This is a genomic window from Paracoccus sigandri, from assembly GCF_003709565.1.
Classification (GTDB): domain Bacteria; phylum Pseudomonadota; class Alphaproteobacteria; order Rhodobacterales; family Rhodobacteraceae; genus Paracoccus; species Paracoccus siganidrum.
In genome coordinates, this window is sequence record NZ_QNRC01000005.1 from 49161 (window position 1) to 72427 (window position 23267).

A 23267-nucleotide genomic window follows, 5' to 3' on the forward strand; every position below is an offset into this window, starting at 1 on the left:
TGACGGGCAGGTCCTGACCGGCATGATCTTCATCAATCGCAATGGCTTGGGATGGCGTGCGGCACCGCCATCATCGGCGATTTGCCGCGACGGGAGTTTTCTGCGCATCATCGGATTGCATCTGCAAAGCGCCACCGCGGGAGGGTGAAACCATGCCTAAAGGATCTGACCTGTTTGTCGCCGCTCTCGAGAACGAGGGGGTGGAGCGCATCTTCGGGGTGCCGGGCGAGGAAAACCTCGATATGCTGGAATCGCTGCGGAACTCGGGCATCGAGCTGATCCTGACGCGGCATGAACAGGCGGCGGCCTTCATGGCGGCGACGCATGGGCGGCTGACCGGCAGGCCCGGCGTCTGCCTTGCCACGCTTGGGCCGGGCGCGCTGAACTTTGCCACGGGTGCCGCCTATGCCCATCTCGGGGCCATGCCGATGATCCTCGTCACCGGGCAGAAACCGTTGATGAACGCCAAGCAGGCCCGCTTCCAGATCGTCGATATCGTCGGCTCGATGAAACCGCTGACCAAGATGACGCGGCAGATCGTGAGCGCGGGCAGCATTCCGGCGATCGTCCGCGACGCCTTCCGCGTCGCGACGGAAGAGCGGCCCGGCCCGGTCCATCTGGAACTGCCCGAGGATGTCGCGGCCGAGGAAACCGCGAATGACGTTCTCATCCCGCGCCACGCGCTCGAGCGTCCCGTGGCCAGCGCGGCGGCGCTCGACCTTGCGGCCGAGACGATCCGCGCCGCGCAGCGTCCGCTGGTGATGGTCGGCGCGGCAGGCAACCGGCCGTCGCTGGTCGAGCCGCTGTCGCGCTTCGTGGCGCGCACCCGCCTGCCGTTCTTCAACACGCAGATGGGCAAGGGTGCGGTTACCGGCGGCTCGAACCTCTACATGGGGACCGCGGCGCTGTCCGAGGGCGACTATGTCCACGAGGCCGTGGAGCGCGCCGACCTGATCGTCGCGATCGGCCACGACACGGTCGAGAAGCCGCCCTTCCTGATGAAAAGCGCCGGCGGGCCGAAGGTGATCCATGTCGGCTATCAATCCGCCACGGTCGAGCAGGTCTACCACCCGGATATCGAGGTGATCGGCGATATCGGCGCCTCTGTCGAGGCGCTCGGCGCGCGGCTGGAAGGCGGGCTGTCCGGCGACGAGGGGATGCTTGCGCTGCGCCGGAAGATCTTCGCCCGCATCAACGACCGTGCCGAGGAAGACCGCTTCCCGGTCACGCCGCAGCGCATCGTCCATGACGTCCGCAAGGTGATGCCGGAAGACGGCATCGTCTGTCTGGACAACGGCATGTACAAGATCTGGTTCGCCCGCAACTACCGCACCCATGTCGCCAACACCCTGCTTCTGGACAATGCGCTGGCGACGATGGGGGCTGGCCTGCCCTCGGCGATGATGGCGGCGATGCTCTATCCCGGCAAGCGCGTCATGGCGGTCTGCGGCGATGGCGGTTTCATGATGAACTCGCAGGAGATGGAGACGGCGGTGCGGCTGGGGCTGAACCTTGTCGTCGTGATCCTGAACGACAGCGCCTATGGCATGATCCGCTGGAAACAGGCCGTGGACGGCTTCCCCGATTTCGGCATGAGCTTCGGCAATCCCGATTTCGTGCGCTATGCCGAAAGCTATGGTGCGATGGGATCGCGGGTCACCGCGGTCGAGGATCTGGTGCCGACACTGGAAGCCGCCTTCGCGGGCGGCGGTGTCCATCTGGTCGAGGTGCCGATCGATTATTCCGAGAATACCCGCGTGCTGGTGGACGAATTGCGCAATCGCAAGCCGGACGTGGAATGCGCATGAAAACGCCTCGCCCTGCCGGGGCGCGAACAGCGGAAACGCAAGGAGACCGATCATGCTGAAGGTCGTGCAAGCCTTCGATCGCCAGCCGATGGCAGAGATCGAAACCGACGATGCCGCCGCGCTGGAGCGCAAGCTGCAAGCCGCCGAACGCGTCTTCAGGGATCGCGACGGCTGGCTTCCGCCTCACCAGCGGATCGCCGTCCTGCGCAGGCTGGCCGCGCTGATGGAGGGCAGGCGCGATCACCTTGCCATGCAGATCGCGCGCGAGGGCGGCAAGCCGCTGCCCGACGCCATCATCGAGACCAACCGCGCCATCGACGGTGTCCACAACGCCGCCGAGGAGCTGCGCAACTTCGCCGGCCGGGAAATTCCGATGGGGCTTTCGGCCGCGGCCGAGAGCCGGTGGGCCTTCACCACCAAGGAACCGATCGGCATCGTCGCGGCGATCTCGGCCTTCAACCATCCGCTGAACCTGATCGTCCACCAGGTCGCACCGGCCATCGCGGTCGGCTGCCCGGTCATCGTCAAGCCGGCGATCACGACACCGTTGTCCTGCCTCGATTTCGTGGCGCTGACCCGCGAGGCCGGCCTGCCCGAGCCCTGGTGCCAGAGCTTCATCACCGGGGACAACGATCTGGCCGAAAGCCTGGCCACCGACCGGCGCATCGCCTTCCTCAGCTTCATCGGCTCGGCACGGGTCGGCTGGTCGCTGCATGCGAAGCTTGCGCCGGGCACCCGTTCGGCGCTGGAACATGGCGGCGCGGCGCCTGCCATCGTCGACCGCAGCGCCGATCCGGGCAAGGCCGTCGAGCTGATCGTCAAGGGCGGCTATTACCATGCCGGACAGGTTTGCGTGTCGACGCAGCGGATCTTCGTCCATGACGACATCGCCGACGACTTCACGCAGAGGCTGGTCGCCCGCGTCGAGGCGCTGCGCACAGCCGATCCTACGCTGAAGGACACCGAGGTCGGGCCGCTGATCCTGCCGCGCGAGGCCGACCGGGTGGCGTCATGGATCGAGGAGGCGGTCGGTGGCGGCGCCGTTCTTGCGACCGGAGGCGAGCGGCTCTCGGAAACGACGCTCCGCCCGGCAGTGCTGCTCGATCCTGCAGCCGACGCGAAGATATCGACGCAGGAGGTCTTCGGCCCCGTCGTCGCGCTCTATCGCTATGGCGAACTGGATGACGCCATCGCGCGCGCCAATGCCCTGCCCACGGCCTTCCAGGCCAGCATCTTCGCCCAGGATATCGACATCGCGATGCGCGCGGCGGATCGTCTCGACGCCGCGGCGGTGATGATCAACGATCCCACCGCCTTCCGGACCGACTGGATGCCCTTCGCCGGGCGCCGGGAATCCGGCTATGGCACCGGCGGCATCCCCTATACCATGCGCGACATGGTGCAGGAAAAGATGATCCTGATGCGCAGGGGTTGATCACACGGGCGCTTTGAAGGCCCGCCATGATTGTCATGAGCCCGGCTTCGGCTCCGCCGACCGGAGCCTGGAGCCGGGCGAACATCAGACCGCAGCGTTCGAGTGAGCGGTGGATGGGTTCACCGCCCGGAGACAACCTGCTCACCGACGCAGAGGGCCGGGGGTGGCGCGGCATGGCGACGATGAGAATGATCCGAAGGCGGTCGTTGGCTGGACGACAGGGCAAGGCTTGCCTGACGGCCGGGGCCGAGTGTCGCGCGACTGGTTGAAGCGGAACGTTCGGAACGGCACTTCCCCGGATATGTGCGCCGACTTCGGCCCTTTTGTCGATTTGCGGCCAGATGTTGCAAACCATGCTGCGCCACGCCATAGCTCGGTCAGGAGGACCCCATGGCCGTTCCCGCAATATCCGCTCAGGTCGTGGCGCAGATCGAGGCGCTGCATGCGCGCCATGGTCCGCTGGCGCACGCCGCACCGGGTCCCGACCCGACGGCCTGGCTGGGCCGCCTCCCGGATGCGCTGCTGTATTTCTGGCGGGAATACGGGCTGGGAACCTGGCAGGACGGGCGGATGCATATCATCGACCCTGACCTTGCCGCGGGGCTGGTCGATTTTCTCTTCGCCGGCGATGCCGATTTCGAAGGCGACACCCATGCCATCGCCATCGGCGCCTTCGGGCAAATGACGCTGTGGTCGCAGCGCCACGGGCTGGTCGACCTGAACACGATGATGACTGCGATCGAGGCGCCATATCTGGTCGACCCCGGCCTTGCCCCCTCGGCGGATGAACAGATCGTCGAAGGGCTGCTGGACATGCCCGCCATGATGACCGACGCCTATGACGAAGAGGGTGAGCCGCTGTTCGACCGGGTGCGCGCCCGGTTGGGGGCGCTTGCGCCGCCGATGATCTATGCCTCGACCCCCGCACCGCCGAAGGTTGCCGATCTACGCCCCGAGAACTTCGTCCTGGCCGATGCCCGCGAATGGATCGAGGCGGTGCTGGGCGAAAGCTCGGTCACTCTGGTCGACTGGCGCCGCGATCACCCCGATCTGCGGCTGATCGGCGATCCATGGCCGCCTGGCCAGCCTTGAAGGGAACGGAAATGGCTGTCTTGCTGAAAATCTGCCTTGCCGCCGCGCTGCTGCTGACCCTGCCCGCCCATGCGATGGGCGGGCGCGGAAGCGGCGGCGAACCGCTGCGCCTGTCCTTCGGCTCCTACGCCTCGACCCCCGTCGTCATCACCCATTTCGGGCTGGAGACCCCTGCAAGTGAGATGCCCAGCTACATGACCGCGTCGGGCATGTCGGATCGCGAATGGCCGCGCACCCATTCGGCGAACCTGATCTCGACCCCGCCGGATGCAGGGCGCGACGGGCTGTGGCGGCTGGAGATGCAATGGGTCGAATTGCCGACGGACCGCGCCTGGCGGGCCTCGATCGAGATCCCCTATGAAAAGCTCAGGCAACCCGACACCTATCAGTTGCAGGTCATCACCGGACCGAACGGGTTGTTGCTGATCGGCTCGGACCACTCGGCGCCCGATCGAAGCGGGTTGCGCGACATCGTGCGCACCTGCGGCGAACGCGTGCCCTCGGCCGATCACGCCTGGCGCAACGATCCGGGCTATTTTCCCGAGCTGCCCTATATCATGAAGGACCTGCCCCCGGTCCGCGACCCCGAATGCCACGCCCCGGATTGAGCCGATGACCTCGCTGACCGAAATCGACGCCCTCGCCACGACCGCCGCCGCCACTGCCGGACTGGGCGGAGAACTGGGCAATATCCGCCAGAACTGCCCGGAAACCACGCTGGAAATCGGCATGTTCTTCGACGGCACGCTGAACAACCGCTTCAACGTGCTGTCGCGGGCGCGCCAGGACGACAGCTATCAGAACGCGCTGTCGAACGTCGCCCTTCTCTATGCGCTTTACAAGAATCGCCCGGAACTGGACGAACGCAACGCCTGTGGCGGTATCGCGCGGCGCTTCCGGTCGCTTTATGTCGAGGGGATCGGCTCGACCGCGGGACAGGCCGACAGCATGACGGGCTATGCCTTCGGCACCGGCGCAACCGGGGTCGATCGCCGCGTCATGGTGGCCTTCAACGACGCGATCCGCCTGATCCGCGACGCCGGCGGACCCGCGCAACTGGGCAAGGTGGTCTTCGACGTGTTCGGCTTCAGCCGGGGGGCGGCCGGGGCGCGCTATTTCGTCAATTGCGTGCGGGCGCGGCGCTTCGCCTTCGCCGGGGCGGGCATCCTTCTGCCGCCCGGCATCGACTATGAGATCCGCTTCGTCGGCATCTTCGACACGGTAGCGGCCATCGGCAATGCGCTGACCGACAATACCGGGATCGAGAACATCAACCTGCGCCGGGACCAGGCCCGGAAAATCCACCACATCACCGCGATGGACGAATATCGCATGAATTTCAGCCTGAACCACAACCTGCCCGGCGGCGGCGACTCGCAGGCCATGCCCGGCGCGCATTCCGATATCGGCGGCGGCTATCGCGACCCCGGCGACCGGGCGCCCCTGGGCCGCGAAACCACCCGCTACTTCGGTTCGCGCGAGGCGGCCGAGGCGGCGCAGCGGCAGGCCAGGGCCGAGGATGCCGCCCCCGGCGCCCATACCGCCGCCGAACAGGTCTGGGTCGACGAAGGCTGGATCCGCGCGAACGAGACGCAGGGCGGCATCCGGCGGGTCTTCGGCCCGATCGAGGAGCGCATCATCCCCACCCGCTTCGGCGTCATCCGCCGCCACAGCTATACCGAACATCTGATGCTGGAGCGTCCCTGGGTCAGGATCGGCCTGTCGCGCGTTCCGCTTCACGTCATGCACCAGATCGCGACCGCCCAGGGCGCCGCGCTGTTGCCGCTGCGGACAAGCGATCCCAACTATGTCATCCCCGAGGGGCTGCGCCCCCATGTCGCGGCGATCCGCTCGGGCAGTCTCAGCCGGGCGCAGCACCGGGCGATCCTGCGCGACTACGGCCATGTCTCGGCCAAGACCGGCAATGTCGGCGACTGGGCCGGGCACCGCCCGCGCACCGATCACCGCCGCGTCGTCTATGCCAACCGCCCCGGCGAAGCCGTCTGATCCAGCTCGGCGATCCGCTCGGTCAGGGCCAACATCTTCTGGGTTTCCGGCATCGAATTCTCGAGGATCGCACGAAGCAACCCCTGTGCATCGCGTCCCTCGAGCCGGCCTTCGCTGTGCAGGTCCCAGGCCGCCAGACGCAGCAGGTTGTCGCGCTGCCTGATGCCGAAATCCTGCATGCGCCGGACAGAGCGGGTCACGTCCCGTTCCAGCCGCGCGTGGCCCAGCTTCTCAGCGACATCGGGAAACGTCTTCCGGATCAGTCCCACGATCTGCCGAAGATCGGCGCGCAACCGCGCGTGCTGCAATGCCTGGTATTCGACGGCAGCAAGACGAAAGGGAACATGCGGGCGTGCCGCATTCCCGAAACTGGCGCCGAATACCATCATGCGTCCGGCCTCCGGGTCGGGCACCAGCACGTCGCCCAGCGATTCGCCTTCGACCGTGTGGAACCAGTGCAGCGCGCGCTGCGGCATGTCCTTGATCTGTTCGAAATAGCATTGCGCTGCCCAGGGCTCCCAGAACCGGAAGAAATAGACCTGCCCCTGATCATCGCTCACCCGCATCAGGCGGCGCAGATGCCGACGCAAGCCGGTCATGCCCATGCTGGTACGGAAATAGATGCCCGCCTTGGCATGCAGCAGGCTGGTCGGCCGGTCCCGCCCGTCCAGCAGTTGCCGGGTCAGGCGCGCCTCCGGCAAAAGCTGGACCAGGATTGGCGTGCTGTCGTCCGTGCCGTGCTGAAACAGCGAGACATGATGCAGGCCCGATGCCTCCAGGATCTCTGGCAGGCCAAAAATCCTGGCCGGATCCAGAAGCGCGACGACCCGCCCCTTGGCGGTCGCATCTGTCGCGCCGAACAGGCATTCGGCCGGATTTGTCCCGCCGGGGTCCAGCTCGATTGCCTGACAGGACAATCCGCCGGCTTGCCGCGTCGCCCTGTCGGCCAAGGCCGGGCGTTGCAGCCAGATGTCATCCTCGTCCTCATGCATGGAACCCTGCATCTCCCCATCATCGGTCCCATGCAAGGGGATTTCGCCGCAATCGTCTTGCGTCCGAATGACGACATTCCGCGGCAGGCTTCGGAAGGCCGCCCCGGAACGCCCATTCGCCGCAACGGACCCGATCGCGCCAGCAAGCGGCGTGACAGGCCGGCCGCCCTGCGCGGCAGCGCCGCGCCCTTTTCAGGGCGCCGCCTTGGGCGACAGGCTGTCCTGCCGGCCCTCTGGGGGCGGGGAAGCCCAGATCCGACAACTGGCGCCACAGCCCGTTCCAGACCTGGTCGCGGATCTCCTCCGGGGCCTGATAGGCCCAGAAGATCTGGGGCTGGCGGATCAGCGCGCCGGTGATCGCCTTCTTGTCATCGCGGTGCGCAGTGGCCTCGGGGCGGTCGAGGATCAGCGCATAGTCCTGCACCACCCCATCGCGCAGCCGGCGAAGCGTCGGGCTGTCCTCCAGCGGGGGATGCGCGCCGCCCGTCGCCATGCGCCGCAGCAATTCCTGCATCAGCGGCAGGCTGTCGTCGAAACCAGCGCTGAGACGGGGGCCGGCGATTTCGACCATGCCGGCATCCTGGCGCCACGCCGGACCTTGCGCGAAACCCGCATTCGTCCATTCCGCCATGACGATGCCATCGGCAAACGCGGTCAGGCCAAGCACGGGATTGACGACATGCGCGCTGTAAGGCCCCGCGAACGGTCCCTGCGCCAGCCGGATCCGCCGCATCGCCGAAAGATCCGCACACGCGGTCAGAAGACATGCGCCCCTGCCGTCGCAGCGGCACCAGCAGGAACACGGCGACCATCGACAGCCCGCCCAGGATGGCGGCCAGGATCATGAAGGTCGCGACGCGGTCGGCGATGCCGGTGGGATCGGGCTCAGGACCGTCAGCGACATCATGCACGAGTCACGGCAATCCGTCGCCAGCAAGGCAGAGGGGGGCTGGATCAGGCGTAGCGCTGACGTCCCTGTCCCTGCCCGCCTCCCGACCGCACGCTTCGTAGCAGCGGAACATATGACGGCACGCGCTTGTGCCAACATGCACAATCGGACGGCAGAGAGCCGGCAGCTGCGACCGATCAACAGCTTGCCGATGGCACCGGCCTCATCCCGCGTCAGGCGACCAGGACGGGCAAAGCTTTCATGCCGCGCCGACAGGATATGCGCCTCATCCTCGAAGCGGACGATGACCCGCAAGCCCGGCCGGGGCAGTGCCTGAACATGGCAACATTCGATCTCGACCAGGCGCATCCGCAATTCGAGTTCCCGGAACCGCAAGAAGGTCGGCGTGGTCCCCTGGTCGACGAGGCGGGCCGGGCGGTGCCCCGATCGCTTCAATCATCGGGCACAGGCTGCAATCGGCGACCCGCATTCTTGAGAGATACCTGGCGATGACATCCGCGCTCTCGAAGACTACGATCCGGGCCTTCAGCCCGGCCACCACCGTCGCAAACCGGTCCCCGAAAGGGGGAGCACCGCAAGAGCGCAACAATGCCTGGAAAATATGGCGGACCCGGAGCGATTCGAACGCCCGACCCCCAGATTCGTAGTCTGGTGCTCTATCCAGCTGAGCTACGGGTCCGTCGTAGGGCGGTGATCTATCGCCCCGGATCGGCGGATGCAAGGGGGAGCGGCGAAAAAAGTTCAGCGCGCCGCCGCGCCCTGGCGAAGCGGCACGATGGCCATGTCGCGGGGGATGTGGATCATGAACTCGCTGCCCTCCTCGTCGCTGCGCAGAAGCTCCAGCCGGCCGCCATGGGCGCGGATCAGGTCGGCGGCGATGGACAGGCCCAGGCCGGTGCCGCCCTTGCGGGCGCTGCCGGTGAAGGGCTGGAACAGGTATTCGCGGGCCTTCTCGGGCAGGCCGGGGCCGGTGTCGCCGACGCGCAGCCACCATTCGCCGTCGGTCTCTCCGGCGCCGATCTCGATCGTGCCGGGCCGGGCGGTGCCCTCGATCGCCTGGCGGGCATTGCGCGCCAGGTTCGCAAGGACGCGGTAGAGCTGGTCGCGATCGGCGCGGATCGTCAGGCTGGGCGGGATGTCGGTCAGGAACTCGACCTGGCCCGCGGCCTCGCCGGCCAGGGTTTCGGCCTCGATCACCTCGGCCACCAGCTGCGACAGGTTGAAGCGCGACAGCGAGGGGGCGGGCTCCTCGGCCTTGCCGAAGGCCAGCGTCGTCTCGCACAGGTTGACCGCGCGGGTGATCGAGTTGACCAGCTTGGGCGCGGCGCGGCGCACCTTGGGATCGGCGCTGTCCTCCAGCCGGTCGGCGAAGATCTGCGCCGTGGTCAGGATGTTGCGCAGGTCGTGGCTGATCTTGGCGACCGCCTGGCCCAGCTGCGCCATCCTCTCCTTCTGCTTCAGGGACGAGGTGACGGTCTTCTGCATCGATTCCAGCGCCGCCTCGGCCTCGCGCAGCTCGACCAGCCGGGCGTCGGGGATGATGATGTGGCGCACGTCGTCGGGCGAGGTCGCATAGGCCGTCATGCTGCCGATCACGCGCCGGATCGGCACCAGGATCAGCCGCTGCGCCGCAAGGTTCAGAAGGATCGCGGTGACGATGGCGAAGGCCGCCGACAGGGCCAGCAGCCGCAGCCCGTATTCGATCATCGCCTGGCGCAGCGGCTGGGTCTGCATGGTGATCTCGATCAGCTGCCCGGCCTGGTTGACCGGCGCGCCGATCACCCGGATCACCCGGTTCTCGGCATCGGCCAGCGTCGTCAGCGCATCGCGGACCGCGCCCGGCATCCCGTCCTCGCGCAGGTCGTAGGTCGCCGCGACCGGGCCGGGAATCGGCGAGGACAGCACCAGCTGCCGGATGTCGTTGCGCCGCAGCACGACGTTGAAGACCCCGGCATTCTGCAACAGCTCGGATTCCAGGTCGCTGGCCAGCGATTCGTCGGTGGCCAGCAGCGCCAAGCTGGCGATCTGCGCCCGCTCCAGCCGCGATTCGAGGTAATCGCGGCGGAAGCTGGCCAGGGCGGGCAGCAGGATGAACAGTTCGGCCAGCATGACGAAGATGATCGTCACCGCTGCAAATCGGCCGGAAATGGTGTTCAGTCGCATGTCGCCCCGGTTGTGACGCAGTTTGCCCCGCTTTTCAGCCTCGAAAAGCGGGTAATGCACATCAAACGAATGTGATCCGGCCGGGGTTCCCTGGCAATGGGGTCGCGGGGGATGCTGCGGAATCTCTTGGCTGGGCGGTTGACGGCGCGGCCGGACTGCACTATCCAGCCGACTTCGAACAACCGGCGCATCTGCGCGCGGGATGGGACAGCCTGTCCGAATCCCGCGCCTTTCGCCAACCGCAAGCTACGACCCCGGAGACTGACCATGAAGCGCACCTTCCAACCCTCGAACCTCGTTCGTGCGCGCCGTCACGGCTTTCGCGCCCGCATGGCCACCAAGGGCGGCCGCCGCGTGCTGAACGCCCGCCGCGCCAAAGGCCGCAAGCGCCTGTCGGCCTGATCCTGTCCGGCGGGGCGACCCGCCGACCAGAGGCTTTGCACATGCCGCCCCTGCCCCATCCCACCGCTGACCGCCAGCCAGGGGATGCCGGCACGGCGGCATTTCGCATGTCCGCATCCCGGCCCGCCGGCCCCGCCCTGCCGGTGCTGACCAAGCGGGCCGATTTCCTGGCCGCCGCACGCGCACGCCGCCAGGGAACCCCCGGCTTCCTGCTGCAGGCGCGGGACCGCGGCGACCAGGGACCGGCGCGGGTGGGCTTCACCTGCTCGAAGAAGCTGGGCAATGCCGTGGCCCGCAACCGCGCCAAGCGCCGGCTGCGCGAGGTCGCGCGGCTGGGCCTGCCGGGCAAGGCGCGACCGGGCTGGGACTATGTGCTGGTCGGGCGTCCGGGCGCCACGGCCGAGCGTGATTTCGCCGCGCTTTGCGAGGACCTGGCCTTCGCCCTGCGCAAGGTCCACAAATGAGCCCGCTGGCGCATCTGCTGGCCCTGCCGGTGCGCGGCTACCGGCTGCTGCTGTCGCCCTGGGTCGGGCATGGCTGCCGCTTCCAGCCGACCTGCTCGGCCTATGCGCTGGAGGCGCTGCAGCAGCACGGCGCGATCAGGGGCGGCTGGCTGGCGCTGCGCCGGATCGGGCGCTGCCATCCCTGGGGCGGGCAGGGTTTCGACCCGGTGCCGGGCTCCGAGGGCGATGGCGGGCAGGGCAAGGACCGCGATCATGGCACTGGCTGCCGCTAGAGGAGACGCCGCGATGCTGGACGATACAGACGAGACCGAGATCCACCCGCTTTTCGCGGGCGCGCCCTCCTCGACCGAGTTCCGCAAGCTGCGCAAGCGGCTGGTGCGCGAGACCCGCGCCGCGATCGAGGATTACGGCATGATCCGCCCCGGCGACCGCTGGCTGGTCTGCCTGTCGGGCGGCAAGGACAGCTATACCCTGCTGGCGGTGCTGCATGAATTGAAATGGCGCGGCCTCCTGCCGGTCGATCTGCTGGCCTGCAACCTGGACCAGGGCCAGCCCGGCTTTCCCGCCACGGTCCTGCCCGAATTCCTGACCGCCCGCGGGGTCGAACACCGGATCGAATATCAGGACACCTATTCCATCGTGACCGAGAAGGTCCCGCAGGGCCGCACCTATTGCGCGCTGTGTTCGCGGCTGCGGCGCGGCAACCTGTATCGCATCGCGCGGGAGGAAGGCTGTTCGGCCGTGGTGCTGGGGCATCACCGCGACGACATTCTGGAAACGTTTTTCATGAACCTGTTCCATGGCGGGCGCCTGGCAACAATGCCCCCCAAGCTGTTGAACGAAGAGGGCGATCTGACCGTCCTGCGGCCGCTGGCCTATGTGGCCGAGACCGATTGCGACCGTTTCGCGCGGGCGATGAACTATCCGATCATCCCCTGCGATCTCTGCGGCAGCCAGGAGGGGCTGCAGCGCGTCCAGGTCAAGAAACTGCTGGACGAATGGGAGGCCCGCACGCCCGGCCGCCGCCAGGTCATGTTCCGCGCGCTGATGAACGTCCGGCCCTCGCATCTTCTGGACCCGAAGCTGTTCGATTTCGCCCAGCTGTTCCCCGATCCGTCAAATTCGAGCGATATTCCCAGGCTGCGGCCGGAAGAACATTAACCGAACGGAAGGCATTTCGCGCTAATCCTCGTCAGGTGATTCCATGACGGGGAAGTTCGGTGACTGACGGATTGCACTCGCGCTGGCGGACCCTCTGGGACCGCATCGCCGCGCCCTGGACCCGCGGCGGGAACAATACCGTGCTGCTTCTGCGGCTGGAAAACCTGGCGCTGCTGACCGAACGGCTGGGCAAGGCGGGGATGTCGCAGCTTTTCGTCGGGCTGATGATGCGGCTCAGCGCCGGGACCCGCCCGCATGACCGGGTGCAGATCCTGGGCCAGGGCATCTTCGCCGTCGCCCTGCCCGGCCGGTCGGAAATCGAGGCGATGCGCATCTCGCTGCGCCTGCAGGAACAGGGCCAGCAGCCCGTCGGCATCGCCGGGCAGGAGGTGACGCCGGTCCTGACCGGCGTGCTGATCCGCGACCCGGCCGAGGCGGCGACGGCCTTCGGCGCCTTGATCGACAGCGGCCGCCGGCGCCTGATGGCGCTGCCGGTCGAGCGGATCGGCCGCATCAGCCTCTTCGAGCCGCGCCCCGCCGATCCCGACGACGACCTGCCCGCCACCGTGGCCGAGGCGGCGACCAGCGGCCAGATCATCGCCCATTTCCAGCCGCAGCTCTGCTGCAATTCCGGCCGGATCACCGGCTTCGAGGCACTTGCCCGCTGGCAGCACCCGACCCGCGGCCTGCTGGCCCCCGCCAGTTTCATGCCCGGCATGAGCGAGGCCGACCACAGCGCGCTGACCCTGCGGATCCTGCGCCAGGCGCTGGCGGCGCTGAAACATTGGGACCAGGCCGGACATGACGTGCCGACCGTGTCGCTGAACATCTCGAATTGCGCGCTTGCCGATCCCGGCTTCGCGGCATCGCTGCTGTGGGAGCTGGACCGGCAAGAGGTGTCCCCGTCGCGGCTGGTGCTGGAGGTGCTGGAAAGCGTCGGGCCGATCAGCAGCTCCTCGGCCGCAAGGCGGAACCTTGCGCGGCTGTCGGCGGCGGGCTGCCTGCTGGACCTGGACGATTTCGGCACCGGCTATGCCAGCCTGGACGCGATCCGGCAGTTCGGCGTCCACCGCATCAAGATCGACCGCAGCTTCGTGATGGGCTGCGATTGCGACCCCGCGCAGCAGCGCATGATCCTGGCGATCCTGGCCCTGGCCGAGCGGCTGGGGATCGACACCCTGGCCGAGGGGGTCGAGACGAGGGAAGAGCATTCCTTCCTGGCGCAGATCGGCTGCGACCAGGTCCAGGGCTATGTGATCGCCCGGCCGATGCCGCTGGAAGAGACGCTGGCCTTCCTGCAGGACCAGGAAAGCCGCGCGGCCAGGCTGCCGCCGCTGACCCGGAAAGAGGCGGGCTAGGCCCTCGCGACACGCGCCGCGGCGACGGAAATCATAAAATCCCCTTGCGTTTCGTCCCCGCGCGGGCAAATCCGCTTGACCTTTGATGGCCCCTTCTGTTGAACCGGCGCGACTGACGCGAAGACGGTGGTATCACGGAATGCAAGACAACAACCGCAATCTCATCCTGGCGACGGTGCTGTCGTTCCTGGTGATCCTTGTCTGGTACACGGTCTTCGCCCCCGAACCCGTTCCGCCGCAGCCCGACCAGCCAGCGGCGACGCAAACCGCCGACGGCACCGCCACGCCCCCGGCGGCCGATGGCGCCGCCCCCGGCGCGGACCTGGGCGAGACGGCGGCCGAGACGCCCCGCGCGGGCCGCGTCCGCATCGAATCCGCCGCGCTGTCTGGCTCGATCTCGCTGGCCGGCGGGCGGATCGACGACCTGATGCTGACCCGCTACCAGGAGACGCTGGACACGAATTCGCCGGCCGTGCGCCTGCTGGCCCCGTCCTCCGCGACCGCCGATCCCTCGGTCGACGCGACCGGCGCGAAACCCTATTACGCCGTCTATGGCTGGACCCCCGGCGCGGGCGTTGACCCGGCGCTGGTCCCCGGCCCGGCAACGGTCTGGGAACTCGAATCGGGCGAGACGCTGGCCCCCGGCCAGCCGGTGACGCTGGTCTGGGACAATGGCGCGGGCCAAATCTTCCGCCGCGTCTTCGAGCTGGACGAGAACTACCTGTTCACCGTCTCGCAAAGCGTCGCCAACAATGCCGAGACGCCCTTCGTCGCCGCCCCCTATGGCATCATCGCCCGCCACGGCCAGCCCGACACGCAGAACTTCTTCGTGCTGCACGAGGGCGCCGTGGGCATGCATGACGGCCAGCTGGTCGAGCTGAAATACAAGAGGATCGCCGATCTCGATCCGGTCGACCGCGAGGGCCGCGCCCAGATCCTGAACGTGGACGCCAATGGCTGGATCGGCTTCACCGATAAGTACTGGATGACCACCCTGGCCCCGGCCCCCGGCCAGTCCTTCACCGCCGTCGTGAAATATGCCGATGGCGCCGACATCTACCAGACCGAGGCGCGCTATCCGATGCAGACCGTCGCGGCGGGCGGCGAATACACCGCCAGCGGCTACCTGTTCGCGGGCGCGAAGGTCTGGGAGGTCATCCGCAGCTACGAGGAAAGCCCCGGCATCCAGCGTTTCGTCGATTCGATCGACTGGGGCTGGTTCTATTTCCTGACCAAGCCGATCTTCCGCCTGCTGCACTGGCTGCACGGCATGATCGGCAACATGGGCTGGTCGATCATCGCGCTGACCTTCATCCTGAAGCTGCTGGTCTTCCCGCTGGCGCGCAAGTCCTACATCTCGATGGCGAAGATGAAGGAATTGCAGCCCGAGATGGAGGCGATCAAGGAACGCACCGGCGACGACCGGATGAAGTTCCAGAAAGAGGTGATGGAGCTCTACAAGAGCCAGAAGGTGAACCCCGCCGCGGGCTGCCTGCCGGTGCTGTTGCAGATCCCGATCTTCTTCGCGCTCTACAAGGTGATCTTCGTCACGATCGAGCTGCGCCACGCGCCCTGGATCGGCTGGATCCGCGACCTTGCCGCGCCCGACCCGTCCAGCCTGCTGAACCTGTTCGGGCTGCTACCTTTCGCGGCGCCGGCCCAGGGCACGCTGCTGCATTCGCTGTCGCTGCCGGTCCTGGCCATCCTGCTGGGCGTCAGCATGTGGATGCAGCAGAAGCTGAACCCGGCACCCACCGATCCGGCGCAGAAGATGATCTTCGCCTGGATGCCCTGGATCTTCATGTTCATGCTGGGCGGCTTCGCCTCGGGCCTGGTGCTCTACTGGATCACCAACAACGTGATCACGATCTTCCAGCAATACACGATCATGTCGATGCACGGCCACCGGCCCGACCTGTTCGGCAACATCAGGTCCTCGATGCCCTCGCGGTCGCGCAAGTCGGCTCCCGGCAAGGGCAAGGGCAAGTGAGCGCAGGGCTGGCCCATATCCGCCGCCATCCGATCAAGACGATCGGCGGCGAGGGGCTGGCCGCGACGACGCTTGCCCCGGCCCGCCGCCTGCCCGGCGACCGCGAATGGGCGGTGCTGACCGAGGCGGGCGAGCGTCATGCGGGCGAGGCCGGCGAACCCGATCGCTGGCTGCCGAAATCCTGCTTCCTGCGCGGCGTCGCCTCGGCGCCGCTGCAGGCGGTCAGCGGCGGCTGGCGCGACGGGCGGATCGCGCTGTCCCATCCCGACCGGCCGGGAATCGATGTCGATCCGGCCAGCGAGGGCGCGCGGCTGGTCGACTGGCTGCGCCCGCTCTGGCCCGAGACGGCTCCGGCCCCGACCCGGCTGGTCCGGGGGGCGGCGATCTGGACCGACCAGAAATGGCCGTGGATCTCGATCCTGTCGCTGTCCAGCCTTGCCGAACTGGAAAGCCGCACCGGCCAGGTGCTCGGCATCGACCGCTGGCGGGGCAACCTGTGGGTCGAGGGCTGGGAGCCCTTCGCCGAACGCGCCCTGATCGGGCAGGTCATCCATGTCGGCGCGGTCGAGCTGCGCGTCACCGCCCATATCGGCCGTTGCGAGGCGACCAGCGCCAGCACCGACACCGGCCGGCGCGACATCGACATGCTTGCGACGCTGGACCGGCTTTACGGCCATACCGATTTCGGCATCTTCGCCGAGGTGGTCGAGGGCGGACGGATCGCCGTCGGCGACGCGGTGCGGACATGAAGGTCGCCTTCCCCCTCGCCCCCGAACCCGAGGCCGACGTGGCCGAGGCCGCCCGCCTGCTGTTCGCGGGGCCGGTCGATTTCCTCAAGGGCGTGGTCGCCATGGACGGGCTGCCGCCCGCCGACCGCCCCGAGGTCTGCTTCGCCGGGCGCTCGAATGTCGGGAAATCCAGCCTGATCAACGCGCTGACCGGCCGCAAGGGCATTGCGCGGGCCTCGAACACGCCGGGGCGCACGCAGGAGATCAACTATTTCACCCTGGGCGATCACGGCTATCTGGTCGACCTGCCGGGCTATGGCTTCGCCAAGGCCCCGGTGGCGGTGGTCGCGAAATGGCAGGCGCTGCTGAAATCCTATCTGGCCGGCCGGCCCACGCTGCGCCGCGCCTTCTGCCTGATCGATTCGCGCCACGGCATCAAGCCCGTGGATCACGAGATCATGACGCTGCTGGACCGCTCGGCCGTGCCCTTCCAGGTGGTGCTGACCAAGGCCGACAAGCTGGGCCCCAATGCCATCCGCCCGGTGCTGGAGCAGGTCGAGGCCGAGCTGCAGAAGCATCCCGCCGCCTTCCCGCAGCTGGTCGTCACCTCCTCGGACAAGGGCCAGGGAATCGCCACGCTGCGCAGCATCATCGCCGGGCTGGACTGATCCGCCGATGCGTCCTAGGGTCCGCCCGTCGCTTGGGGGCCTTGAAGGATGAGAAAGCAGAAGATGAACCGGGACTGGATCGCCACCGCTCGCACCCTGTCGGAAGCCCTGCCCTATCTGCAGCGCTATTCGGGTGCGGTCGTCGTGGTGAAATTCGGCGGCAATGCGATGGGCGACGACCAGGCCATGGCCGAGTTCGCCCGCGACATCGTGCTGATGAAACAGGTCGGCATGAACCCGGTCGTCTGCCATGGCGGCGGCCCGATGATCAACGAATTGCTGGGCAAGCTGGGCATCGAGAGCCGCTTCGTGCGCGGCAAGCGCGTGACCACCAAGGAAACCGTCGAGGTGGTCGAGATGGTGCTGTCGGGCCTGGTCAACAAGCGCATCGTGCAGGCCATCAACGATGCCGGGGGCCGCGCGGTGGGCATCAGCGGCAAGGACGACGACATGATGGTCTGCGAGGCGGACGATCCCGAGCTGGGCTTTGTCGGCCGCCCGATCGAGATGAACGTGCAGATCATCCGCGACCTCTACAGCGCCGGGATGATCCCGGTGATCGCCCCTGTGGCCACCGGCATGGAGGATAACGAGACCTTCAACGTCAACGGCGATACCGCGGCCGGCGCCATCGCGGGCGCGCTGCGCGCCGACCGGCTGCTGCTTCTGACCGACGTGGCGGGGGTCAAGGACGGCTCGGGCGAGGTAGTGACCCAGCTGCATCCCGACCAGGTCCGCGCCATGATTGCCGAGGGCACCATCGCCGGCGGCATGATTCCCAAGACCGAGACCGCGCTGAAGGCGCTGGATGACGGCGTGCGCGCCGTGGTCATCCTCGACGGCCGGGTGCCGAATGCCTGCCTGCTGGAGCTGTTCACCGAACATGGCGCGGGCAGCCTGATCCGCTCGACCGAGCCGCGGGTGAAGCCGCGCGGATTGCGCCAGGGGGATACCGGGCTCTGACGCCCGAAGACGGCAGCGGCCGGATCCTGTCAGACATGCTTGCCCCGCAGGCGGACCCTGTGGCAGGCTGCCCCGGCAACCGGCCTGGCAAATGAGGCAGAACCTTCCATGACCCCGCTCGGATATCGACGCCTGATCCTGACCCGCCATGCCAAATCGGCCTGGGACGATCCGACGCTGGCCGATCACGACCGGCCGCTGAACGACCGTGGCCGCCGCGCGGCCCGCGCGCTTGGCGACTGGCTGGCCAGCCGCGGCTACGAGCCCGAGGAGGTGCTGTGTTCCTCGGCCCGTCGCACGCAGGAGACCTGGCAGTCGGTGACCATCACGCCGCTGGAAGTGCGCCCGCTGGTCCGGGTCGAGCCCGGCCTCTACAACGCGGCGCCGGAAAAGATGCTGACCATCCTGCGCACGGCCAGCCAGCAGACGGTGATGATGCTGGGCCACAATCCCGGCATTTCCGAGCTTGCGGCCATGCTGCCCGCGCATCCGCCGCTGGACCCGGATTTCCGCCGCTATCCGACCGCGGCGACGCTGGTGGTGGATTTCCAGATCGACAGCTGGTCGCAGCTCGTGCCCGGCCAGGGCAGCGTGATGGACTTCATCCGCTTCGACGGGCGCCGTTGACGACAGCCGATGCCGTCCGGCACCCGCCCGTCGCGGGGCGCTGGATGACCGGGCAAGAGTGGCCAGGGATGAACGGGACGGACGACCACGACAGGGACCGCGCGCCTCGGGCGCAGGCGTCGGAGGCCGGGGCGAACGCGGACCAGCCCGAGGTCGTGATCCTGATGGCGACCTATCAGGGGGCCCGCTTTCTTCAGGCGCAGCTGGACAGCATCGCCGGGCAGACCCATGCGAACTGGTCGCTGATCGCCTCGGATGACGGGTCCTCGGACGGCAGCCGCGAGATCCTGGCGCGCTTTGCCGCCGCCCATGACGCCGGGCGCGTGACGCTGATCGAGGGGCCGCGCGCCGGCGCCACCCGCAATTTCCTGCACCTGCTGGACGCCGCGCCCGGGGACCGCATCCTCGGCTTCTGCGACCAGGACGATGTCTGGCTGCCGGGGAAACTGGCGCGGGCGGTCTCGGCGCTGCGTGCCTGCGATGGCGCCGCACATTATGCCGCCCGGACGGTGATCTGCGACGAGGAGTTGCGCCCGGTGACGGAATCGCGGCATTTCGGGCGCCCCTTCGGCTTCCGCAACGCCCTGATCCAGGCCTGCATGGCCGGCAATGCCTCGGTCTTCAACGCCGAGGCCGCGCGGATCCTGAAGGCGGGCGCCGCTGCCGCCGCGCAGGCGCGGATCGTCTCTCATGACTGGTGGGCCTATCAGCTTCTGTCCGGTTCCGGCGCGCAGATCCTGCGCGATGCCGAGCCGGTGCTACTGTATCGCCAGCACGGGCGAAGCGAGATGGGCCGGAACGACACCGCCCGCGCCATGGCCAGGCGCTTCGGGATGCTGTTCGCGGGCGATTTCGGCAGGTGGCTGCGGGCGAACCACCTGGCACTGTCCGGCGCCGAGACCCTGACCGCCGCGAATCGCGCCCTGCTGGCAGAGTTCGGCGAGGCGCTGTTCCTGCCCGGCCCGCAGGCCGCGCGGGCGCTGCGGCGCCTTGGCCTCTATCGCCATACGCGGCCCGGCACGCTGGCCTTCTATGCCGCGGCGGCGGCGGGGCGGCTGCGTCAGCCGCGCTCGGAGGCCAGCCTCACCAGATAGCTGCCATAGTCGTTCTTGGAATATTGCGCCGCGCGTTCCCGCAGGTCATCGGCGCTGATCCAGCCGGCGTCGAAGGCAATCTCCTCGGGGCAGCCGGTCTGCAGGCCCTGGCGGTTTTCCAGCGTCCGCACGAAATTCCCGGCATCCAGAAGGCTGGCATGGGTACCCGTGTCCAGCCAGGCGAAGCCGCGCCCCATCAGCTCGACATCCAGCATCCCCTCGGCAAGGTAGCTTTCCAGAAGCGTGACGATCTCCAGCTCGCCCCGCTCGGACGGCTTGACCTGCCGCGCCCGTTCCGGCGCCGTCCCGTCCAGGAAATAGAGCCCGGTGACGGCATAGTTCGAGGGCGGCTCTTTCGGCTTCTCGATGATCGAGCGGACCCGCCCCTGGCCGTCAAAATCCACGACGCCATAGCGTTCCGGGTCGCTGACGCGATAGCCGAAGACGGTGCCGCCGGCGGGCCGCTGGTCGGCGGCCTTCAGCAGCAGCGGCAGCCCGTGCCCGAAGAAGATGTTGTCGCCCAGCACCATCGCCGAAGGCGCGCCGGCCAGAAAATCCTCGGCCAGCAGATAGGCCTGGGCCAGCCCGTCGGGCGAGGGCTGCACGATCCACTCGAAGCGCAGGCCCCACTGGCTGCCGTCGCCCAAGAGGCGCTGGAACTGCGCCTGATCCTCGGGCGTGGTGATGATGGCGATGTCGCGGATGCCGGCCAGCATCAGCACCGTGATCGGGTAATAGATCATCGGCTTGTCATAGAGCGGCAGCAGCTGCTTCGACACGCCCATGGTGATCGGATAGAGCCGCGTCCCCGATCCGCCCGCCAGAATGATGCCCTTGCGCTGAGTCATGCGGTTCTCTCCAGTTCGGCCAATACCTCGTCCAGGCCCCTGCGCCAGTCCGGGCGCGGGATGCCGAAATCGCGTTCGATCCGGGTGCAATCCAGCCGCGAATTCAGCGGGCGCCGCGCCGGGGTGGGGTAATCCGCCGTCGCGATGGGGGTAATCCTGACCGACATGGCGCTGCGGGCGAAGATCTCGGCGGCGAAATCGGCCCAGCTGGCATCCGGCGTCCCCGAGAAGTGATAGATGCCGCCGCCCGTGCCGGCCTGCATCGCGCGGGCCATGACCAGCAGCGCCTCGGCGATGGCCCCCGCCGGGGTCGGGCCGCCGGTCTGATCGGCGACGATCGACAGCGCGTCGCGTTCCGCCCCCAGCCGCAGCATGGTCTTGACGAAATTCGCGCCATGGGCCGAAAAGACCCAGGAGGTGCGCAGGACGGCCCATTGCCCGCCCGCCTCGGCGACGCCGCGCTCGCCGGCCAGCTTGGTCGCCCCGTAGACGCCCAGGGGGCCGGTCGCGTCATCCTCGCGCCAGGGTCGGTCGCCCGAGCCGTCGAAGACGTAATCGGTCGAGACATGCAGGAAGGGCACGCCCAGTTCTGCCGCCGCTCGCGCCATGGCCGCGGGGGCGGCGGCATTCACCAGCCGCGCGGCCTCGGCCTCGCTTTCCGCGCGATCCACGGCGGTATGGGCGGCGGCATTGATGATCGCCGCCGGCGCATGGGCGCGGATCGCCGCCGCACAGCTTTCGGGATCGGTCAGATCCGCCGCCTCGCGGCCCAGAAACAGCGCCTCGGGCGCCCGCCGGGCCAGTTCCCGCGCCACCTGCCCGGTGCGTCCGAAGACCAGCAGCCCGCGCATCAGCCCTGCCCCAGCCGCTTGCCCACGCCCTCGCGCGACAGAAGCGGCTGCCACCAGTCGCGATTGTCCAGATACCATTCGACGGTGCGCCGCAGCCCCTCCTCGACCGTGACCGAGGGCCGCCAGCCCAGTTCCTCGCGGATGCGGGTCGGGTCGATGGCATAGCGCCGGTCATGGCCCGGCCGGTCGGTCACGAAGCTGATCAGCCGGTCGTGGGGCGCGCCCTGGGGGTGAAGATCGTCCATATGGGCGCAGATGGTGCGCACAAGATCTATGTTCTTGGCCTCGTTCTCGCCGCCGATATTGTAGCTGCGGCCGATCTGCCCCTGTTCCACGACCAGCAGCAGCGCATCGGCGTGATCCTCGACATAGAGCCAGTCGCGGACATTGCCGCCATCGCCATAGACCGGGATCGGCTGGCCGGCCAGGGCCTTCAGGATCACCACCGGGACCAGCTTCTCGGGGAAGTGATAGGGGCCGTAATTGTTCGAGCAATTGGTCAGCACGACCGGCAGGCCATAGGTCTCGTGCCAGGCGCGGGCCAGGTGGTCCGACCCCGCCTTGCTGGCCGAATAGGGGCTGCGCGGGTCATAGGGCGTTTCTTCCGTGAACTGCCCGGTCTCGCCCAGGGAACCGAAGACCTCGTCGGTCGAGATATGGTGGAAGCGGAAGGTCTCGGGCCGGCCCTGCGCGGTCCACCACTGGCGGGCGGCCTCCAGCATGTTGAAGGTGCCGATCACGTTGGTCTCGATGAAGGCCGCCGGCCCGTCGATCGAGCGGTCCACATGGCTTTCGGCCGCCAGATGCATCACCACGTCGGGCCGATGCGCCGCGAAGATCCGGTCCAGCGCCGCGCGGTCCCGGATATCGGCCTGCTCGAAGCTGTAGAGCGGGCTGCCTGCCACCGGCGCGACGTTTTCCAGGTTGGCGGCATAGGTCAGCGCATCCAGGTTGACGACCTCGTGCCCCCGCGTCACCGCAAGCCGCACGACGGCCGAACCGATGAAGCCCGCCCCGCCCGTCACCAGAATCTTCATGCGCTTTCTCCGTAAGCGAAGGGCGATTGCCAGTCGCCGAAGGGCGTCGCCGCGCGGTCCTTGTCCGACAGATGCGGCGCCTCCACGTTCCAGTCGATGTCCAGGCTGTCCCACAGGACCGCCCCGTCGCTGGCGCGATCATAATGCGCCGTGCATTTGTAGATGATTTCCGTATCCGGCTCGCATGTGACGAAGCCGTGCAGGAAACCGGCGGGAATCCACAGTTGCCGGCCGTTTTCATGGGAAAGCTCGACCGCGACCCATTGGCCGTAATGGGGGCTGCCCCGGCGCGCATCGACGGCCACGTCCAGCAGCCTGCCACGCCCGCAGCGGACCAGCTTGCCCTGGGCATGGGGCGGCGACTGGTAATGCAAGCCGCGCAGCGTGCCGGTCTGATGCGACATCGAGTGATTGTCCTGCACGAAGTCCGGCAGCTCCAGCCCCGCCTCGGCCAGGGCCCGGCGATTCCAGCTTTCGGAAAAGAATCCGCGCGAATCGCCATGCCTGGCCGGCGTGATGATGACGACCCCAGGCAGATCCGTGTTTTCGATTTTCATTCGCCAGCTCACTCTTCATATCGCCACAGCGCCTTCTGCATAATGCAGAGCAACCTGCGAGGCTACACCAGAAGTCGCGCCGTCGCTGCGCCGCAACAGCGGCGACACTTTA

Annotated in this window: 23 protein-coding genes and 1 tRNA gene; 16 read left to right on the forward strand and 8 right to left on the reverse strand. The window is 67.9% G+C overall.

All coding sequences use genetic code 11. The features are described 5' to 3' along the window. Nucleotides 1-152 precede the first annotated feature (152 nt). The 5 genes from C9E82_RS05660 to C9E82_RS05680 all read left to right on the forward strand — a co-directional run bounded on the left by C9E82_RS05660 (nucleotide 153) and on the right by C9E82_RS05680 (nucleotide 6342). Complete coding sequence (locus C9E82_RS05660) at nucleotides 153-1808, forward strand: acetolactate synthase large subunit (protein ID WP_119897360.1); 1656 nt, start codon at nucleotides 153-155, stop codon at nucleotides 1806-1808. A 52-nt stretch (nucleotides 1809-1860) separates the two neighbouring features. After that, nucleotides 1861-3243: an aldehyde dehydrogenase family protein gene (locus tag C9E82_RS05665; RefSeq protein ID WP_119897359.1), complete on the forward strand. Its 1383-nt coding sequence runs from the start codon at nucleotides 1861-1863 to the stop codon at nucleotides 3241-3243. A 390-nt stretch (nucleotides 3244-3633) separates the two neighbouring features. Continuing rightward, entirely contained in the window at nucleotides 3634-4335 is a 702-nt protein-coding gene (locus tag C9E82_RS05670; RefSeq protein ID WP_119897358.1) for a GAD-like domain-containing protein, read from the forward strand. An 11-nt stretch (nucleotides 4336-4346) separates the two neighbouring features. Next, nucleotides 4347-4943 carry a hypothetical protein gene (locus tag C9E82_RS05675; protein WP_119897357.1) on the forward strand — a complete coding sequence of 199 codons (597 nt, stop codon included), beginning with the start codon at nucleotides 4347-4349 and terminating at the stop codon, nucleotides 4941-4943. Between the two features lie 4 nt (nucleotides 4944-4947). After that, nucleotides 4948-6342, forward strand: a complete 1395-nt coding sequence (locus C9E82_RS05680; protein WP_119897356.1) for a phospholipase effector Tle1 domain-containing protein — start codon at nucleotides 4948-4950, stop codon at nucleotides 6340-6342. On the opposite strand, the gene C9E82_RS05685 is transcribed toward C9E82_RS05680, so the two are convergent. The 4 genes from C9E82_RS05685 to C9E82_RS05700 all read right to left on the reverse strand — a co-directional run bounded on the left by C9E82_RS05685 (nucleotide 6312) and on the right by C9E82_RS05700 (nucleotide 10407). Then, the gene (locus C9E82_RS05685) at nucleotides 6312-7334 is read right to left on the reverse strand and encodes a DUF4123 domain-containing protein (protein WP_170162028.1); all 1023 of its coding nucleotides are present in this window, start codon (nucleotides 7332-7334) and stop codon (nucleotides 6312-6314) included. The two genes, C9E82_RS05680 and C9E82_RS05685, sit on opposite strands and share 31 nt — an antisense overlap. Before the next feature lie 19 nt (nucleotides 7335-7353). After that, nucleotides 7354-8067: a hypothetical protein gene (locus C9E82_RS05690; protein WP_119897354.1), complete on the reverse strand. Its 714-nt coding sequence runs from the start codon at nucleotides 8065-8067 to the stop codon at nucleotides 7354-7356. A gap of 779 nt (nucleotides 8068-8846) precedes the next feature. Then, nucleotides 8847-8923 (reverse strand) — tRNA-Arg (locus C9E82_RS05695). A gap of 62 nt (nucleotides 8924-8985) precedes the next feature. Further along, a complete protein-coding gene (locus tag C9E82_RS05700) occupies nucleotides 8986-10407 on the reverse strand; it encodes a sensor histidine kinase (RefSeq protein ID WP_119897373.1) in 1422 nt (473 codons plus the stop codon). Nucleotides 10408-10674: 267 nt separating this feature from the next. Here C9E82_RS05700 and rpmH point away from each other — a divergent pair, with 267 nt between their 5' ends. The 11 genes from rpmH to C9E82_RS05755 all read left to right on the forward strand — a co-directional run bounded on the left by rpmH (nucleotide 10675) and on the right by C9E82_RS05755 (nucleotide 19862). Continuing rightward, nucleotides 10675-10809, forward strand: coding sequence for a 50S ribosomal protein L34 (gene rpmH, locus C9E82_RS05705; protein ID WP_028725980.1), 135 nt, complete (start codon nucleotides 10675-10677; stop codon nucleotides 10807-10809). Between the two features lie 107 nt (nucleotides 10810-10916). Next, entirely contained in the window at nucleotides 10917-11273 is a 357-nt protein-coding gene (gene rnpA / locus C9E82_RS05710) for a ribonuclease P protein component (protein ID WP_119897353.1), read from the forward strand. Then, complete coding sequence (gene yidD / locus C9E82_RS05715) at nucleotides 11270-11545, forward strand: membrane protein insertion efficiency factor YidD (RefSeq protein WP_119897352.1); 276 nt, start codon at nucleotides 11270-11272, stop codon at nucleotides 11543-11545. Before rnpA ends, yidD begins: the two co-directional genes overlap by 4 nt. Before the next feature lie 13 nt (nucleotides 11546-11558). Next, nucleotides 11559-12434, forward strand: a complete 876-nt coding sequence (gene ttcA, locus C9E82_RS05720) for a tRNA 2-thiocytidine(32) synthetase TtcA (RefSeq protein ID WP_119897351.1) — start codon at nucleotides 11559-11561, stop codon at nucleotides 12432-12434. Nucleotides 12435-12493: 59 nt separating this feature from the next. Continuing rightward, on the forward strand, nucleotides 12494-13792 hold the full coding sequence (locus C9E82_RS05725) for an EAL domain-containing protein (RefSeq protein ID WP_147393050.1): 1299 nt from the start codon (nucleotides 12494-12496) through the stop codon (nucleotides 13790-13792). A gap of 139 nt (nucleotides 13793-13931) precedes the next feature. Then, nucleotides 13932-15782, forward strand: coding sequence for a membrane protein insertase YidC (gene yidC / locus C9E82_RS05730; protein WP_119897349.1), 1851 nt, complete (start codon nucleotides 13932-13934; stop codon nucleotides 15780-15782). Beyond that, on the forward strand, nucleotides 15779-16531 hold the full coding sequence (locus tag C9E82_RS05735) for an MOSC domain-containing protein (protein ID WP_119897348.1): 753 nt from the start codon (nucleotides 15779-15781) through the stop codon (nucleotides 16529-16531). The genes yidC and C9E82_RS05735 overlap by 4 nt, the downstream gene beginning before the upstream one ends. Continuing rightward, entirely contained in the window at nucleotides 16528-17178 is a 651-nt protein-coding gene (yihA, locus tag C9E82_RS05740; protein WP_119897347.1) for a ribosome biogenesis GTP-binding protein YihA/YsxC, read from the forward strand. The genes C9E82_RS05735 and yihA overlap by 4 nt, the downstream gene beginning before the upstream one ends. A gap of 63 nt (nucleotides 17179-17241) precedes the next feature. Then, the gene (argB, locus tag C9E82_RS05745; RefSeq protein ID WP_119897346.1) at nucleotides 17242-18141 is read left to right on the forward strand and encodes an acetylglutamate kinase; all 900 of its coding nucleotides are present in this window, start codon (nucleotides 17242-17244) and stop codon (nucleotides 18139-18141) included. A 108-nt stretch (nucleotides 18142-18249) separates the two neighbouring features. Continuing rightward, nucleotides 18250-18768 (forward strand): SixA phosphatase family protein, encoded by a 519-nt coding sequence (locus tag C9E82_RS05750; protein WP_119897345.1) that lies wholly within the window; start codon nucleotides 18250-18252, stop codon nucleotides 18766-18768. 68 nt (nucleotides 18769-18836) lie between these two features. After that, nucleotides 18837-19862, forward strand: coding sequence for a glycosyltransferase (locus C9E82_RS05755; protein ID WP_119897344.1), 1026 nt, complete (start codon nucleotides 18837-18839; stop codon nucleotides 19860-19862). Here the strand turns inward: C9E82_RS05755 and rfbA are convergent. The 4 genes from rfbA to rfbC are packed head-to-tail and all read right to left on the reverse strand — an operon-like array spanning nucleotide 19829 to nucleotide 23155. Beyond that, nucleotides 19829-20710, reverse strand: a complete 882-nt coding sequence (gene rfbA, locus C9E82_RS05760) for a glucose-1-phosphate thymidylyltransferase RfbA (RefSeq protein WP_119897343.1) — start codon at nucleotides 20708-20710, stop codon at nucleotides 19829-19831. The genes C9E82_RS05755 and rfbA overlap by 34 nt on opposite strands. Then, nucleotides 20707-21561: a dTDP-4-dehydrorhamnose reductase gene (gene rfbD / locus C9E82_RS05765; protein ID WP_119897342.1), complete on the reverse strand. Its 855-nt coding sequence runs from the start codon at nucleotides 21559-21561 to the stop codon at nucleotides 20707-20709. Before rfbD ends, rfbA begins: the two co-directional genes overlap by 4 nt. After that, nucleotides 21561-22598: a dTDP-glucose 4,6-dehydratase gene (gene rfbB / locus C9E82_RS05770; RefSeq protein WP_119897341.1), complete on the reverse strand. Its 1038-nt coding sequence runs from the start codon at nucleotides 22596-22598 to the stop codon at nucleotides 21561-21563. The genes rfbD and rfbB overlap by 1 nt, the downstream gene beginning before the upstream one ends. Next, the gene (rfbC, locus tag C9E82_RS05775) at nucleotides 22595-23155 is read right to left on the reverse strand and encodes a dTDP-4-dehydrorhamnose 3,5-epimerase (RefSeq protein WP_119897340.1); all 561 of its coding nucleotides are present in this window, start codon (nucleotides 23153-23155) and stop codon (nucleotides 22595-22597) included. The genes rfbB and rfbC overlap by 4 nt, the downstream gene beginning before the upstream one ends. Nucleotides 23156-23267 lie beyond the last annotated feature (112 nt).

Bases quoted from the DNA above. Each gene is read 5' to 3' on its own strand.
- C9E82_RS05660 (WP_119897360.1), top strand. From the start codon at position 153: ATGCCTAAAGGATCTGACCTGTTTGTCGCCGCTCTCGAGAACGAGGGG.
- C9E82_RS05665 (WP_119897359.1), top strand. From the start codon at position 1,861: ATGCTGAAGGTCGTGCAAGCCTTCGATCGCCAGCCGATGGCAGAGATC.
- C9E82_RS05670 (WP_119897358.1), top strand. From the start codon at position 3,634: ATGGCCGTTCCCGCAATATCCGCTCAGGTCGTGGCGCAGATCGAGGCG.
- C9E82_RS05675 (WP_119897357.1), top strand. From the start codon at position 4,347: ATGGCTGTCTTGCTGAAAATCTGCCTTGCCGCCGCGCTGCTGCTGACC.
- C9E82_RS05680 (WP_119897356.1), top strand. From the start codon at position 4,948: ATGACCTCGCTGACCGAAATCGACGCCCTCGCCACGACCGCCGCCGCC.
- C9E82_RS05685 (WP_170162028.1), bottom strand. From the start codon at position 7,334: ATGCATGAGGACGAGGATGACATCTGGCTGCAACGCCCGGCCTTGGCC.
- C9E82_RS05690 (WP_119897354.1), bottom strand. From the start codon at position 8,067: ATGCGGCGGATCCGGCTGGCGCAGGGACCGTTCGCGGGGCCTTACAGC.
- C9E82_RS05700 (WP_119897373.1), bottom strand. From the start codon at position 10,407: ATGCGACTGAACACCATTTCCGGCCGATTTGCAGCGGTGACGATCATC.
- rpmH (WP_028725980.1), top strand. From the start codon at position 10,675: ATGAAGCGCACCTTCCAACCCTCGAACCTCGTTCGTGCGCGCCGTCAC.
- rnpA (WP_119897353.1), top strand. From the start codon at position 10,917: ATGTCCGCATCCCGGCCCGCCGGCCCCGCCCTGCCGGTGCTGACCAAG.
- yidD (WP_119897352.1), top strand. From the start codon at position 11,270: ATGAGCCCGCTGGCGCATCTGCTGGCCCTGCCGGTGCGCGGCTACCGG.
- ttcA (WP_119897351.1), top strand. From the start codon at position 11,559: ATGCTGGACGATACAGACGAGACCGAGATCCACCCGCTTTTCGCGGGC.
- yidC (WP_119897349.1), top strand. From the start codon at position 13,932: ATGCAAGACAACAACCGCAATCTCATCCTGGCGACGGTGCTGTCGTTC.
- yihA (WP_119897347.1), top strand. From the start codon at position 16,528: ATGAAGGTCGCCTTCCCCCTCGCCCCCGAACCCGAGGCCGACGTGGCC.
- argB (WP_119897346.1), top strand. From the start codon at position 17,242: ATGAACCGGGACTGGATCGCCACCGCTCGCACCCTGTCGGAAGCCCTG.
- C9E82_RS05750 (WP_119897345.1), top strand. From the start codon at position 18,250: ATGACCCCGCTCGGATATCGACGCCTGATCCTGACCCGCCATGCCAAA.
- C9E82_RS05755 (WP_119897344.1), top strand. From the start codon at position 18,837: ATGAACGGGACGGACGACCACGACAGGGACCGCGCGCCTCGGGCGCAG.
- rfbA (WP_119897343.1), bottom strand. From the start codon at position 20,710: ATGACTCAGCGCAAGGGCATCATTCTGGCGGGCGGATCGGGGACGCGG.
- rfbD (WP_119897342.1), bottom strand. From the start codon at position 21,561: ATGCGCGGGCTGCTGGTCTTCGGACGCACCGGGCAGGTGGCGCGGGAA.
- rfbB (WP_119897341.1), bottom strand. From the start codon at position 22,598: ATGAAGATTCTGGTGACGGGCGGGGCGGGCTTCATCGGTTCGGCCGTC.
- rfbC (WP_119897340.1), bottom strand. From the start codon at position 23,155: ATGAAAATCGAAAACACGGATCTGCCTGGGGTCGTCATCATCACGCCG.